This window comes from Hymenobacter polaris (assembly GCF_012927305.1).
GTDB classification, from domain to species: domain Bacteria; phylum Bacteroidota; class Bacteroidia; order Cytophagales; family Hymenobacteraceae; genus Hymenobacter; species Hymenobacter polaris.
Genome location: NZ_JABBGH010000001.1, coordinates 1,628,715 through 1,642,203, shown reverse-complemented (window position 1 = coordinate 1,642,203; position 13,489 = coordinate 1,628,715). Strand labels below are relative to the sequence as shown.

Annotated in this window: 13 protein-coding genes; 6 read left to right on the top strand and 7 right to left on the bottom strand. The window is 62.8% G+C overall.

The window, feature by feature from the left end:
• Window positions 1–26: 26 nt before the first annotated feature.
• Both HHL22_RS07030 and HHL22_RS07025 read right to left on the bottom strand, forming a co-directional pair.
• Window positions 27–476 (bottom strand): hypothetical protein, encoded by a 450-nt coding sequence (locus HHL22_RS07030; RefSeq protein WP_169530220.1) that lies wholly within the window; start codon window positions 474–476, stop codon window positions 27–29.
• Between the two features lie 90 nt (window positions 477–566).
• A complete protein-coding gene (locus HHL22_RS07025; RefSeq protein ID WP_169530219.1) occupies window positions 567–1,910 on the bottom strand; it encodes an alpha-amylase family glycosyl hydrolase in 1,344 nt (447 codons plus the stop codon).
• 123 nt (window positions 1,911–2,033) lie between these two features.
• Here HHL22_RS07025 and HHL22_RS07020 point away from each other — a divergent pair, with 123 nt between their 5' ends.
• A complete protein-coding gene (locus HHL22_RS07020; protein WP_169530218.1) occupies window positions 2,034–2,225 on the top strand; it encodes a hypothetical protein in 192 nt (63 codons plus the stop codon).
• Window positions 2,226–2,301: 76 nt separating this feature from the next.
• Here HHL22_RS07020 and HHL22_RS07015 read toward each other — a convergent pair whose 3' ends face one another.
• From HHL22_RS07015 to HHL22_RS06995, 5 genes are all read right to left on the bottom strand, one after another.
• Window positions 2,302–2,766 carry a DUF305 domain-containing protein gene (locus tag HHL22_RS07015; protein ID WP_317172634.1) on the bottom strand — a complete coding sequence of 155 codons (465 nt, stop codon included), beginning with the start codon at window positions 2,764–2,766 and terminating at the stop codon, window positions 2,302–2,304.
• A gap of 215 nt (window positions 2,767–2,981) precedes the next feature.
• Window positions 2,982–3,806 (bottom strand): 1,4-dihydroxy-2-naphthoyl-CoA synthase, encoded by an 825-nt coding sequence (menB, locus tag HHL22_RS07010; protein WP_169530217.1) that lies wholly within the window; start codon window positions 3,804–3,806, stop codon window positions 2,982–2,984.
• 120 nt (window positions 3,807–3,926) lie between these two features.
• Complete coding sequence (gene menD / locus HHL22_RS07005) at window positions 3,927–5,777, bottom strand: 2-succinyl-5-enolpyruvyl-6-hydroxy-3-cyclohexene-1-carboxylic-acid synthase (protein WP_241737987.1); 1,851 nt, start codon at window positions 5,775–5,777, stop codon at window positions 3,927–3,929.
• Window positions 5,778–5,926: 149 nt separating this feature from the next.
• Window positions 5,927–7,186, bottom strand: coding sequence for a chorismate-binding protein (locus HHL22_RS07000; RefSeq protein ID WP_169530215.1), 1,260 nt, complete (start codon window positions 7,184–7,186; stop codon window positions 5,927–5,929).
• An 18-nt stretch (window positions 7,187–7,204) separates the two neighbouring features.
• On the bottom strand, window positions 7,205–7,618 hold the full coding sequence (locus HHL22_RS06995) for a hotdog fold thioesterase (RefSeq protein WP_169530214.1): 414 nt from the start codon (window positions 7,616–7,618) through the stop codon (window positions 7,205–7,207).
• Between the two features lie 151 nt (window positions 7,619–7,769).
• On the opposite strand from HHL22_RS06995, the gene HHL22_RS06990 reads away from it, so the two are divergent.
• From HHL22_RS06990 to HHL22_RS06970, 5 genes are all read left to right on the top strand, one after another.
• Window positions 7,770–8,378 carry a histidine phosphatase family protein gene (locus HHL22_RS06990; protein WP_169530213.1) on the top strand — a complete coding sequence of 203 codons (609 nt, stop codon included), beginning with the start codon at window positions 7,770–7,772 and terminating at the stop codon, window positions 8,376–8,378.
• A gap of 159 nt (window positions 8,379–8,537) precedes the next feature.
• On the top strand, window positions 8,538–10,304 hold the full coding sequence (locus HHL22_RS06985; RefSeq protein WP_169530212.1) for a pyruvate dehydrogenase complex dihydrolipoamide acetyltransferase: 1,767 nt from the start codon (window positions 8,538–8,540) through the stop codon (window positions 10,302–10,304).
• A 184-nt stretch (window positions 10,305–10,488) separates the two neighbouring features.
• Entirely contained in the window at window positions 10,489–11,724 is a 1,236-nt protein-coding gene (locus HHL22_RS06980) for a hypothetical protein (protein ID WP_169530211.1), read from the top strand.
• A gap of 94 nt (window positions 11,725–11,818) precedes the next feature.
• Entirely contained in the window at window positions 11,819–12,358 is a 540-nt protein-coding gene (hslV, locus tag HHL22_RS06975) for an ATP-dependent protease subunit HslV (protein WP_169530210.1), read from the top strand.
• 103 nt (window positions 12,359–12,461) lie between these two features.
• Window positions 12,462–13,433 (top strand): deoxyhypusine synthase family protein, encoded by a 972-nt coding sequence (locus HHL22_RS06970; RefSeq protein ID WP_169530209.1) that lies wholly within the window; start codon window positions 12,462–12,464, stop codon window positions 13,431–13,433.
• Window positions 13,434–13,489: the final 56 nt, after the last annotated feature.

Genomic DNA, 13,489 nt, shown 5'->3' with positions numbered 1-13,489 from the left:
GCGTGCGGTCTGCCGTGCTCCTGCGCTTAGCTCAGCAGCCAGCGCTGGTAGGTTTTGGCCGTAGGCACCGTGAGCCAGGCCAGCGCCAGTAGCAGGGCCGCGTAGCCTACCAGAGTTAGCGGCTGCGGCCGCAGCAGATACCAAGCTAATACCGGCAGGCCTAGCAGTGCTAGTAGGCTGTTGCGCATCACCAAGCGGCTCTGGTAGAGGCGCATATTTTCGGCGTAGGGTCGCCGCAGGTTGGGCCGGATGGCCCGGCTCAGCACATACAGCATCAGGCTAACTAGCGGGATGGCGCCTAGCAGGGCCAGCATGTTGGTGCCCGTAGCTAGGTGGGGCACTTCTTCGGCCGGACCGGCGAGTTGGCTGCGCACGGCCAGCAGGGTCGCGCCCATCAGCAGGCCCTGCCCGGCGTAGTGTAGCCAGTGCCTGCGCCGAAACTGCTGAATGTTGAACTGATACTCGGCGTCGGTCATGGCGGGCAAGAATGGCCGGGCAAGGGCCGCCCGGCTACCCCAAGCTACCACTGCCGCCGCATCCAGGCCCTAGAGCTTAGCTTACTTTCTTTAGCGCCCGTACTCATACACCACGTAGCCCCAGGGCTCTATTTGCCAAGGCTTGCTGGTGAGCGGCTCGGTGGTATACATAAACAGGTTGTAAGGCCGGCCCAGCAGCGCCTTTTCTTTTACGCTGATGGTCTGGGGCTTAGCTGAAAAGTTGAGGATAACCAGCACCTTTTTACCCGCTTTTTCGCGCACGTAGGCGTACACAGCGCGCTCATCGCCCGCTTGCACCTTGCGAAACGCGGCGTCGGCGGCCAGGGCGGGGTTGCGCTTGCGCAGGTCGAGCAGGGTTTTATAAAACTTGGCTCGCTCGTACTTGCCAAACGTGATGGGGTCTTTGTCGAAGAACTTGAGCGGGCGCCGCACGGGCTCTTCCTGCCCGCTGTAGATTTCCGGCACGCCCTCGCCCATGGTTTGCGTGAATACCGCGAACGGCGCGTGCTTGGGCCCAGCGAAAGTGCCGTAGTCGGCTTTGTTCCAGCTGTTTTCGTCGTGGTTGCTGGTGAAATACATCTCGATGGTGCCCCTAGGGTACTTGCGCCGCTGCTCCTGCCACACGCTGTCGAGCACCGTGGCGGGGCGCTGGCCGGCCGCCAGCTTCTCCATTGCGTGAAACATGTGCCAGGGGTACACCGCGTCGAAGCCCGAGCGGGGCAGGTAGGCGCTGTCGCCCTCGGCCAGCATAAACAGCGGCTTGGCCTGCCGCAGCTCCGGAATGGCGCGCCGCCAGAAAGCGCCCGGCACGTTCCAGGCCACGTCGCAGCGGAAGCCGTCGATGTCGCTGCTGCGCACCCAGTAGCGCATGGCCGCAATCATGCTGTCTTGCAGCTCGGGGTTTTTGTAGTTCAGCTGCCGGGTGTCGGTCCAGTCGAAGGGCACGGCGGGCTGCCCATTCTTGTCCTTGGTAAAAAAGTCGGGGTGGCGGGTCAGCCAGGGGCTGTCGGCGCCGGTGTGGTTGGGTACCCAGTCGATAATCACCTTCATGCCGCGGGCGTGAATCTCCTTCACTAGCCGCTGCCAGTCGGCCATGGTGCCAAACTCGGGGTTCAGCTTCTGGTAGTCCTGCACGGCGTAGTAGCTGCCCAGGCTGCCCTTGCGCTCCTTCTGGCTAATGGGGTTCAACGGCATGAACCACAGCGTCTGCACCCCCATCTTCTGTAGCCGGTCGAGGTGCTTGGCAAAGGCGTTGAGCGTGCCTTCGGGCGTGTACTGCCGCACGTTCACCTCGTAAATGTTGCCCTGCTCAATCCAGGCCGGGTGGGGGAGGAGTAAGGCCGGCGCCGCCTGCTGGGCCGCCGCGGGCCCCAGGCCAGCCAGTAGCGCCAGCAATAAGAGAAATTTCTTCATGGTAAAGTGAAATAGTCCGCAAAAATACCCTCAAACCAGTAAGAAATTGATTATTTTACTAGTGAGTGAGCACTTGCTAACCCCTTATTTCGTATATTTACACTACACCATTCGTCTAAAGCCATGACAGCTACCCTGCCCGCCGCCCCCGAGATGGTCACGTTCGAAGTTCGCCCCGTGGCTCGTCGCAGTGGCCCTACGCCCGCCGAAATCAAGGCGCGCGCCAAGGCCATCAAGAAGTACCGCAAGCACGAGAACCGCCGCTTCTTCCACGGCCTCTGCCAGTGCCTGCATGCCATTGGGTTCAGCTTCTAGGTTGGCCCTAGGCGGCATACAAAAGCCCTGCTATCAGCAGGGCTTTGTCGTTTATACTGGTGACGGCCACATTTGCCTACTCTTGCTTGAGGCGCTTGAGGTAGCCTTCCATCTGCTTAATCTCGCGCTTCTGGGCCGCGATGATGCTGTCGGCCAGCGTGCGCACCTGCGGGTCGCGGATGGCGGCGCGCTCGCTGGTGAGGATGGCGATGGAGTGGTGCGGAATCATGGCTTCCATCCAGCGCACATCGCCCACGAAAGCCTGCTGGCGCATCATAAACCACACCACCACGAACAGCGTGGTAAACGAGCCGCCAATGAAGAGGTTGACGCTGCGGTTGGGGTACATCTTCTGCATGAAGCCCAGCATGATGAGGCCCATCGGCAGCACCATCAGGCAGGTCATGTAGAAGCGCATCAGGCTGGGGTACACGTCGCTCCACTGGTAGGTATTGAGGTACATCACCGCGTACATCACCACAAATGAGGCGGCGAGCATCAGAAAGAACTTGGGGTAGTGGTTTTGCTGCATTTGTTGCATGGCCGAAAGGAATAACTGCTAATGAGCTGGCTAACGCTCAATTCAGCAAGTAGTTACGTTATGCTGCTGCGGGGCCCTAGGACTGGCTGGAGGTTGATGGGCCAGCTAAACCGCTTGTAGCCAGCCGCCTGGCAGCAAAAAGAAAAACGTACAGGATTTCCGCCATGGCGGAAATCCTGTACGTTTGAACAATCAAAGCTATACGCCCCTAGGACCTACGGAAACTTCGGAAACTTGTCGAAGTCGGGCTGGCGCTTCTCCAAAAAAGCGTTCTTGCCCTCCTTGGCCTCGTCCGAGAGGTAGTAGAGCAGCGTGGCGTTGCCGGCCAGCTCCTGAATGCCGGCCTGCCCGTCCAGCTCGGCGTTGAAGCTCGATTTGAGCATCCGCAGGGCCAAGGGGCTTTTCTGCAGGATTTTGTGGCACCAGCTCACGGTGGTTTCTTCCAGCTTATCGAGCGGTACTACCTTGTTTACCAGGCCCATGTCGAGGGCTTCCTGGGCATCGTACTGGTCGCAGAGAAACCAGATTTCGCGCGCCTTCTTCTGGCCCACGATGCGCGCCAGGTAGCTCGCCCCAAAGCCACCATCGAACGAGCCCACCTTGGGGCCGGTCTGCCCGAAGCGGGCGTTATCGGCGGCCACCGTCAGGTCGCACACCACGTGCAGCACGTGGCCACCGCCGATGGCCCAGCCAGCCACCATGGCAATAACGGGCTTGGGAATGGAGCGGATAAGCTTCTGCAAGTCGAGCACGTTGAGGCGAGGCACGGTGTCCTCGCCCACGTAGCCGCCGTGGCCGCGCACGCTCTGGTCGCCGCCGCTGCAAAAGGCGCGCCCGCCCTCGCCGGTGAGGATGATGACGCCAATGTCGGTGCGGTCGCGGCAGATGTGCATGGCCTCAATCATCTCCTGCACCGTGAGCGGCGTGAAGGCATTGTGCACCTGCGGCCGGTTGATGCTGATTTTGGCGATGCCCCCGTGCTGGGTGAAGAGGATTTCCTGGAACTCCTTAATCGGGGTCCACTGGATGGATTCTGACATAAAATGGGTCGTTGCACTCTGCGTCCTCTGCGCAAACACTGCGCCCTCTGCGGGAAAGTTGTTCGAATGTTTTAGCCCGCAGAGGGCGCAGTGTTTGCGCAGAGGACGCAGAGTTGTTCTTTAAGAAAAAGCTTGCTTAACGGCGGCGCGGTACTGCTCGAAAAAGGCGGCATTAGTCTGCGAGTCGGTGAAGACTTCGAGCACCGCCGCGCCGCTTTCAACTGCAAAGAAAACCGGTAGCGCGGCCGCAAGTTCGGCAAAAGTGGAAACCGGGAAATACTGGAACTTGAAATCGCGGCACAGGTTTTCGGCCGTGAGCGCCTGCGTGGTTTCAAAGAACTCGTCCAGCTCGGGCTGCTGCCGAGGGCCGTCGATGAGGCGGAAGATGCCGCCGCCGTGGTTGTTGAACAGCACCACCCGCAGATTGGGCGTGGGGTAGTTGTGCCAGAAAGCGTTGCGGTCGTAGAAAAACGCCACGTCGCCCGTGAGCAGCACCACCGGGCGCCCCGGCTGGGCCAGGGCCGCGCCCACCGCCGTGCTGGTGCAGCCGTCGATGCCGCTGGTGCCGCGGTTGGCAAACACGTCCACGCCGCGCCCCTCGGGTAGCCCCACGATATTGGCGTAGCGCACGGCCATGCTGTTGGCCAGGTGCAGGGCCGTGCCATCTGGTAGCGCCCCTAGGGCCTCTCGCAGGGCCGAGAACTCGTTGAACGGCTGGTTCCCGGTTGCGAAGAACTGCGCCAAAAACCCGGCCGCCGCCGCATCGGCCTGCTGCCAGGTGAAGCTAGGTGTGGTGAGCCCACTTGGGTTCGACTCAGCCGCAGTGCTCGTGGAGAAGGGGGAATTCGAACCTTGGTCTAGATTAGCAGAGAGGATGGGATTCGAACCCTCGATGAGCTGTTGACCCATACGCAACTCGCGTACCTCATCGCGGTGGTAGTCCTTGGTATCGTACACCGTGAGCTGCTGGAAGAACACGGCCGGCGGCACCCGGATGATGCGCGTGAGGCTGCGAAAGGTATCGGCCACTTCGCCCGCGGCTTGCAGGTGCCAGTGCGCCCTAGGGGCCGCCTCGCGCAGAAACAGCTTGAGGCTCTTGGAGATAAGCGAGAGGCCAAAGGTGATGAGTAGGTCGGGCCGGAGGGCCTCCTTGTCGGCTTGGGAGAGGCCCGCCAGGAAAATATCCTGCCGGCGCACGGCCGGCACCTCGCCCAAATTGGCAATGGTATCGGCCACGATGGGCACTTGCCGCACCTGGGAAAACTCGTAGAGGGCGGCCGTCAGGGTGGGGTCGTGGGGCTGCTGGCCGGCCACCACCACGACGCGCCCGGCCTCGCGCAGCTGGCGGCGCAAATCCAGGATTTCGGCCGGGGGCAGCTGGGCGTTGGCGGCGTCCTCACGGATTATTTTGACGTCGGTTTCGTACTGCAGCTCCTCGCCGGCCCTAGGGTAGAAGGGCTCGCGCAACGGAATATTGACTTGCACCGGCCCGGCCGGAAAGGCGCGCGTGAGGTTAAGCGCCTCGTTGATAACGCGCGCGGCGTGCCACTTGGCGTCGGGGTGGCTGGTATCGGCTGGGAAGTCGAAGGCGGCCTTGGCGTGCGCGCCGTAGAGGTGGCGCTGCCTAATGGTTTGGCCGTCGAGCTGGTCTATCCATTCGGGCGGCCGGTCAGCGGTGAGTACCAGCAGCGGCACCTGCTGAAAAAAGGCCTCGGCCACGGCCGGCGCGTAGTTGAGGCCCGCCGTGCCGCTGGTGCACACCAGCACCACCGGCCGGCGCGTGGCCTGCGCAATACCCAGCCCGATAAACGCCGCCGCCCGCTCGTCGGGCACCACCCGCAGCCGCCCCCGGTAGGCTGGGTGCCGGGCAAAGGCCAGCGTGAGCGGCGCCGAGCGCGAGCCCGGTGACAGAATAACGTCGGTAATACCGTGGCGGGCGCAGATTTCGGCAATGTTGGTAACGGCTTGCAAGGCGGGAAAGCGGGAAGAGCTAGAAGAAAGAGAGCTTACAAAGAACGTCATGCTGAGCTGGCCGAAGCATCTCTACCACGTCGTTGAACGACGCCCGAGCGGCGCGGTAGAGATGCTTCGGCCAGCTCAGCATGACGTTCTTTTTTCCCCTAAGTTGCCCTGCCTCGCATCAATTCACTCCCCACCGTTTGCATTTTCAGCTCGGTTTCCTGCCACTCGCGCAGTGGGTCCGAGTCGATGGTGAGGCCGGTGCCGGCGTAGAGCACGGCCTGCTCGGGCCGCAGCTGTAGGCAGCGCAAGTTCACGAACAGGCGCGAAATGCCGGGCGCCGCCACGTTCACCGGCCCCAGGAAGCCGCTGTAGTAGGCGCGGTCGTAGCCCTCGTGCTGCTGCAAGAACCCTAGGGCCGCCGCCTTGGGCATGCCCCCCACGGCCGAGGTGGGGTGCAGCAGCCGCAGCATGTCGGTGCCCAGGGCGGCCGGGTGCGGCACGTTCTTAAAATCAACCTCAAAGTCGGTGCGCAGGTGTAGCAGCTGGCCGGCGGCCACCGTGCGGGGCCCTTCCTCCAGGTAGTCGCGCAGGCGCAGCTGCTTGAAGCAGCTCACGATGTAGCGCGCCACCAAGGCTTGCTCCTCAATCTCCTTTTGGCGCCAGATGGCCGCCTGCGGAGCCTGGCCGGCCACGGCGGGCTGGGTGCCGGCCAGGGCCATGGTGCGAAAAAAACCGTCGGCCGACACCTCGGCCAGTATCTCGGGCGAGGCCCCCAGCCAGGTGCCCGCGCCCGGCACACTCACCAGGCTCACCAGGGCCCTCGGGTGCTGCCCCGCCAGGTGCCGAAACGCAGTCAGCGCGTCGAAGCCCGGCGGCAGCGGGCGGGTGGCGGCGCGCGAGGTAACTACCTTGGTTACCTGCCGGCTGGCGATGGCCGCCACGCCCTGGCGCACCAGCTGCTCGTAGGCGGCGGCCGGGGCGGTGGGCGGGGCGGGGCGGGGGCTGTAGTGCCAGGCCAGGGGCGCGGCGGGCTCGGGCGCGTGGGCCAGCCAGGCGGTGAGGCTCGGCACCAGCTCGCGGGCGGCGGGCGCCACGGCCACAGCGGCGGGCTCGGCCAGGTCGTACTGCACATCGGCGGGCAAAAAAAACGCCGGGTTGTGGTCGGAATCCTGGAAGGGAAAGAAGGCGAAGCCCGCGGGCGCCTGCGCATCTAGGGCGGGCGGCAGGCCGGTGTAGGCCGCCTCCAGCGAGCGGGCCACCAGCAGGCGCGGGTGCGGGGCGCCCGGCTCGCGCCACAGGGCCAGCGGCCGGCCCGTGCGCAGGGCCCCCGCCACCACGTGGCGCAGGCGAGCCCAGAAATCGAGGGCGGCCGCGGTGGCGGGCCAAGCTAGTAGCCGAAGGGTAGGAGAAAAGGGCATGCAGCCAGTACGGGGAGCCTATAAATCAATTACCGCCATCGTAATGCGGCTGATGCACACCAGCTTATCGGTGCCTTCTTCGGTAATTCTAATTTCCCACACCTGGGTGCTGCGGCCCACGTGCAGCGGCCGGGCGCGGCCCACCACGAAGCCCGATTGCACGCCGCGCAAATGGTTGGCGTTGATTTCCAGGCCCACGCAGGCCTGCCGGGTGCGGTCGGGCAGGCGGGTGGCCGCCCCGATGCTGCCCAGGGTTTCGGCCAGCGCCACCGAGGCCCCGCCGTGCAGCAGGCCCATGGGCTGGTGGGTGCGGCCATCCACCGGCATGCGGCCCTCCAAATACTCGTCGGTGAGGGCCGTCAGCTCGATGCCGAGCGCATCGGCCAGGGTGGGGCGCTGGCTGGTCCAGCGCTGAATATCGGCGAGGGTCATGACAAGGAGCAGAAAAGAAAAGCGGGGCAAAGATGCGGCCCGCCCGGCCGTTGGCGGCAGTAATTTAAATGCGCGGGCCGGCGCGGGCGTTTGCCATTCAACCCCAACTTTGCGGCATTGTTCCGCGCCGCTGGCGCACCCTCCCGCGTTCATGCAGCAGATTTACCTCCTCCGCCACGGCCAAACCGATTTCAACGTGCAGGGCATCGTGCAGGGCAGCGGCATCGACTCCGACCTCAACGCGCGGGGCCGCCGCCAGGCCGAGCTGTTTTGGGAGCGGTATAAGGACGTGCCCTTCGACCGCGTCTACACTTCGGCGCTCAAGCGCACCCAGCAGTCGGTGCAGCGCTTTCTGGCCCTAGGCCTGCCGCACGAGGCTACCGCGGCCCTCAACGAAATCAGCTGGGGCACCCGCGAGGGCAGCCGCATCAGCCCCGAGGAAGACGCCGAGTACGCCCACGTGCTGGCCGAGTGGTTGGCCGGCAACGAGCACGCCCACCTGCCCGGCGGCGAGAGCCCCGCCCAGGTGGCCGCCCGCCAGCGCCCATTCATCGAGGCACTGCAACGCCAGCCCGCCGAGGGCATTGTGCTGGTGTGTATGCACGGCCGGGCCCTGCGCGTGCTGCTGTGCCAGCTGCTAGGCTACCCCCTGCGCTGCATGGACGGCTTCGAGCACCACAACCTGGGCTTGTATAAGCTGCACCGCATTGGTGCGCGCTACACTATTCGTAATTTCTTGAACGTAAGCCACTTAAACTAAAAAATGCGTCTTGTGGCCCGGCGGCTGGCGGCCGGGCCGCCGCTGCCCAAGGGCTGGCAAAATTTGCCAGTGCTTACTTTAAGCAGCAATGGCCCGCATTTATGTTCTAATTTTGGCCTTCTCAACCCTGACCCTCGCAACTGCCTAGCCCTCCCCATCATGGCTGTAGTAATAAAAATGCCCAAAATGAGCGATACGATGACCGAAGGCGTCATTGCATCCTGGCTCAAAAAAGTAGGTGACAAAGTAAAATCGGGCGATGTGCTGGCCGAAGTCGAAACCGACAAGGCCACCATGGAGCTGGAAAACTACGAGGATGGCACCCTGCTCTACGTCGGCCCCAAGGAAGGCGACGCCGTGGCCGTGGATGGCGTGCTGGCCGTAGTAGGCAAGGAAGGCGAGGACTACGCCAACCTGCTTGGCGGCCAAAGCGGCGGTGCCGCCGCCCCGGCCCCCGCGCCCCAGCCAGCCCCGGCGGCCGCCCCGGCCCCTAGCCCTGCTCCGGCGCCCCAAGCCGCTGCCCCGGCTCCCGCGCCGGCCGCTGCGCCGGCCGCGCCCGCCAATGGCAAGAAAGCCACTGTGGTGCGCATGCCTAAAATGAGCGATACGATGACCGAAGGTACCATCGCCAGCTGGCTGAAAAAGGTGGGCGACAAGGTGAAGTCGGGCGACGTGCTGGCCGAGGTCGAAACCGATAAGGCCACCATGGAGCTGGAAAACTACGAGGACGGCACCCTGCTCTACACTGGCCCGAAAGAGGGGGAGGCCGTAGCCGTGGATGGCGTGCTGGCCATCATCGGCGAGGAAGGTGCTGACATCCAGGCCCTGCTAGGCGGCCAGAGCGGTGGCGCTGCCCCGGCCCCGGCGGCCCCCGAAGCTGCCGCGCCCACCGCCGCCCCGGCCCCAGCCGAAGCACCCGCCTCGGGCGGCGCCAGCAATGGTCGCCTGCTGGCCTCGCCCCTGGCCAAGAGCATTGCCAAGGAGAAAGGCGTGGACTTGCGCCAGGTGAAGGGCAGCGGCGAAAACGGCCGCATCGTGGCCCGCGACCTCGAAGGCGCCCAGCCGCAAGCCGGCGCTAGCTCGTCGGCGGCCCTAGGGGCTGCCCCGGCCACCCAAACCAACGCGCCGCTCACCACGGCCGCCACCCAGCCAGCCGGCCCCGCCAACCTGCAGGCCGACGCCATCCAGGGCAACGCGCCCGAGATTGCCCCGGCCAAGCCCGCCGCCGTGCCCGCCGCCCAGGAAGGCACCTACACCGATACCCCGGTGTCGCAGATGCGCAAGGTCATTGCCCGCCGCCTAAGCGAGAGCCTCTTCACGGCCCCGCACTTCTACCTCACGATGGAAATTGTGATGGACAAGGCCATGGAAACTCGCACCAAGCTCAACGAGCTGTCGCCGGTGAAGCTCTCGTTCAACGACATGGTTATCAAGGCTTGCGCCGTGGCCCTGAAGCAGCATCCGGTTATCAATTCGTCGTGGCTCGGCGACCGGATTCGCCAGAACAAGCAGGTGAACATCGGCGTGGCCGTGGCCGTGGACGAGGGCCTGCTGGTGCCGGTAGTGCGCAACGCCGACGGCAAGGGCATGTCGCAGATTGCCACCGAGGTGAAGGAACTGGCCGGCAAGGCCAAGAGCAAGAAGCTGCAGCCCGCCGAGTGGGAGGGTAGCACCTTCACCATCAGCAACCTGGGCATGTTCGGCATCGACGAGTTCACCGCCATCATCAACCCGCCGGATGCCTGCATCCTGGCCGTGGGCGGCATCAAGCAAACCGCCGTGGTGAAGGACGGTGCCCTGGCCATCGGCAACGTGATGAAGGTGACCCTGAGCTGCGACCACCGCGTGGTGGACGGCGCCACCGGCGCGGCCTTCCTGCAAACCGTGAAGGCTTTGCTGGAGGACCCCCTGCGGATGCTGATTTAAAGCTTATCAAGTGCTGGCAAGCTGAGCCCCGAGTTGTCTACCATAGACAACTCGGGGCTTTTTGCTTATCTATAAAATAGTATTTTTCTTAGTTATTATTGTTGGGTTGATTTATTTTGAAATAGCTGCGCCAACTACTAGTTTTGCAAGGATTTCCAATTATTCAATCAGCTTTTTTAATTCAATGAAGAACGTTTTTTTACTACTGAGTACGGTTGCTAGTTTAGGTACTTTTTCGGTATCTGCGCAGCATATTACCGACCGCGACGTGAAGTATGACTACCAGCGCTTGCCCCTCACGCCGCTCGACAAATCGATAAAGACCTACCAAGTGGCGGTGCTGGCTCCTTACGAAGCCGACAATGCCAAGGCTGAAGCTGAATACAAGCGGGCGTTAGCCAACCAGGACTCGGACTTTGCCCAGGCCCAGGCCACCCACGAAAAAGCCGTGGCCCAGGCCAAGGCCGAGTATGAAATAAAGCTGGCCGAGTATAATAAGCAGTCGCTAGCCCAAAAAATGCTTAATAAGGGCGTGCTCAACGAGGGCAAGCCCGTGCTGAGCCTACCCTACCCACCCCAGAAAACCCCGCCCCAGCCGCCGTTGCTGCGCCCGGTGGTAGATAAGAGTGCGGTGGCCGGCAACCTGCACTTGGCTGGCTACAACCGGGGCGGCCAGGGGGCAACTATCACCGTCACGATGTACGGCATGGAAGCTACCGACCCGAAAAAAGACGAATCGGGCTCTGCGTATCTGAGTGGCGCTTCTACGCCCAACAATCCCACCTATTTGGTTGACTACCGCTACCCGGTGGGCGTAAAGGTGGAGGTGCCGGGCAAGGGCACGGTGCTGGAAGAAACTATTCCGGCTACCACTGAGTACCAGCACTTCCGCACTACGCAGGCGGCTTTCATGTCGCCCGAGCAGCGCAAGCTGGCGCTCGACCCGCTGGAGCTGAAGCTGCGCGACGAGAACCTGAAGCTGGCCCAGCAGTACCTCGACAGCCAGTTTGGCACCACGCCCGTGTCGCGCACTACCGTGCTCTACACCGTGGAGCCAAAGAAAATGACTTACGACGAGTATGCGCCCGCTTACGAAGCAGCCATAGTGGGCTATAAGAAGCTGGCTGAGGGCATGGCCGACAGCCGCCAGTACTTCACTACCGCCCTCACGCAGTGGGACAAGGCGCTGGCCGAGGCCAAGCCCAGTGATAAGAATGCCCGCATTAACGGCGACATCACCACGGCTACCTACTTCAATGCCGCCGAAGCTGCCATCTGGGCCGGCGACCTGACCCGCGCCGACGGCTACCTGATGAAGCTGAATACGTTTGACCTCTCGCGCCGTGAGAAACGCACCTTGGCCGACCTGGAAACGCTAACCAAAGACGAAAAGAAGCGTCGCACCGCCAACGGCATATAGGGCTGGCTTAGCGAAGGCGGCGTAATTTTGCGCGGCGAAACACAGGCAGGTGGTCACTTCGGCCACCTGCTTGCGTTTAATCCCTTTTTTCGCTATGACCAGAATCCGTTCCACCACCGTGCTTGGCGTGCGCCACAACGGTCAGATAGCCCTAGGGGCCGACGGCCAGGCCACCATGGACAAGCACGTGGCCAAAAACAACGTGCGCAAAGTGCGCCAACTCAACGACGGCAAAGTGGTTACCGGCTTTGCCGGCTCCACGGCTGATGCCTTTATGCTGCTCGACCGCTTCGAGGAGAAGCTCTCGTCCTATGGCAGCAACCTCAAGCGCGCCGCCATTGAGCTGGCCAAGGACTGGCGCAAAGACCAGTACCTGCGCAAGCTCGAAGCCATGATGGTGGTGGCCGACCGCGACGAGCTGCTGATAGTAAGCGGCACCGGCGACGTGCTGGAGCCCGATATGGACGTGGCCGCCATCGGCAGCGGCGCTATGTACGCGCAGTCGGCCGCCCTAGCCCTCAAAAAGCACGCGCCGCACCTCACGGCCCGCCAGATGGTAGAAGAGGCCCTGCACATCGCGGCCGATATCTGCATCTATACTAACCACAATCTGATAATCGCCGAACCGGCGTAATTCTCCAGGGTCATGCTGACGAAGGAAGCATCTTGTCAGGATGAACCCCGTAAAGCCGTGCCTGACAAGATGCTTCCTTCGTCAGCATGACAACGCTCTCACCATGCAAATCACCAACTTCCTCAAGCACCACTACCGCCACTTCAACGCCGCTGCGCTTATCGACGCGGCCGAGGGCTACAATAAGCACCTGGCCGATGGCGGCAAGATGATGATAACCCTGGCCGGCGCCATGAGTACGGCCGAGATGGGCATCCAGCTGGCCGAGCTGATTCGGCAGGATAAGGTGCAGATTATCAGCTGTACCGGCGCCAACCTCGAAGAAGACATCTTCAATCTGGTGGCTCACGACTTCTACGAGCGCGTGCCCCACTACCGCGACCTGACGCCCGCCGACGAGCAGGCCCTGCTGGAGCGCCATATGAACCGCGTGACTGACACCTGCATTCCGGAGGAGGAGGCCATGCGCCGCCTCGAGCACACGGTGCTCAAGTTCTGGGAGAAGGCCGATAAGGAAGGCAAGGCGTACTTCCCGCACGAGTTCTTCTACCAGATTTTGCTGAGCGGCGAGCTGGAGCAGTACTACCAGATTGACCCCAAGGACTCGTGGATGCTGGCCGCGGCCGAGAAAAACCTGCCTATCATTTGCCCCGGCTGGGAGGATTCGACCCTAGGCAACATCTTCGCTGGCCACGTTATCTCGGGCGACGTGCAGAACGTGCACACCGTGCGCACCGGCATCGAGTACATGATTTTCCTGGCCGACTGGTACACTAAAACCGCTACCGAGGAAAGCAAAATCGGCTTCTTCCAGATTGGCGGCGGCATTGCCGGCGACTTCCCCATCTGCGTGGTACCCATGCTACACCAGGACTTGCAGCGCCACTCGGTGCCGCTGTGGGGCTACTTCTGCCAGATTTCGGACTCGACGACCAGCTATGGCAGCTACTCTGGGGCCGTGCCCAACGAGAAGATTACCTGGGGCAAGCTGGGCGAGAAAACCCCCAAGTTCATTATCGAGAGCGACGCCACCATCGTGGCCCCGCTCGTATTTGCCATGGTGCTGGGGCAGTAGGCCCTAGGGTCGCTTTGGAGTTTTGAGCCTGCTGCTTGTTGAGCAGCAAGCCTTTC

What these genes read in the sequence shown, in the direction of transcription:
- HHL22_RS07020 (WP_169530218.1), top strand. Translation starts at nt 2,034, where the DNA reads ATGACAGCTACCCTGCCCGCCGCCCCCGAGATGGTCACGTTCGAAGTT.
- HHL22_RS06995 (WP_169530214.1), bottom strand. Translation starts at nt 7,618, where the DNA reads ATGACCCTCGCCGATATTCAGCGCTGGACCAGCCAGCGCCCCACCCTG.
- HHL22_RS06970 (WP_169530209.1), top strand. Translation starts at nt 12,462, where the DNA reads ATGCAAATCACCAACTTCCTCAAGCACCACTACCGCCACTTCAACGCC.
- HHL22_RS06980 (WP_169530211.1), top strand. Translation starts at nt 10,489, where the DNA reads ATGAAGAACGTTTTTTTACTACTGAGTACGGTTGCTAGTTTAGGTACT.
- HHL22_RS06990 (WP_169530213.1), top strand. Translation starts at nt 7,770, where the DNA reads ATGCAGCAGATTTACCTCCTCCGCCACGGCCAAACCGATTTCAACGTG.
- hslV (WP_169530210.1), top strand. Translation starts at nt 11,819, where the DNA reads ATGACCAGAATCCGTTCCACCACCGTGCTTGGCGTGCGCCACAACGGT.
- HHL22_RS07030 (WP_169530220.1), bottom strand. Translation starts at nt 476, where the DNA reads ATGACCGACGCCGAGTATCAGTTCAACATTCAGCAGTTTCGGCGCAGG.
- HHL22_RS07000 (WP_169530215.1), bottom strand. Translation starts at nt 7,186, where the DNA reads ATGCCCTTTTCTCCTACCCTTCGGCTACTAGCTTGGCCCGCCACCGCG.
- menB (WP_169530217.1), bottom strand. Translation starts at nt 3,806, where the DNA reads ATGTCAGAATCCATCCAGTGGACCCCGATTAAGGAGTTCCAGGAAATC.
- HHL22_RS06985 (WP_169530212.1), top strand. Translation starts at nt 8,538, where the DNA reads ATGGCTGTAGTAATAAAAATGCCCAAAATGAGCGATACGATGACCGAA.
- HHL22_RS07015 (WP_317172634.1), bottom strand. Translation starts at nt 2,766, where the DNA reads ATGCAACAAATGCAGCAAAACCACTACCCCAAGTTCTTTCTGATGCTC.
- HHL22_RS07025 (WP_169530219.1), bottom strand. Translation starts at nt 1,910, where the DNA reads ATGAAGAAATTTCTCTTATTGCTGGCGCTACTGGCTGGCCTGGGGCCC.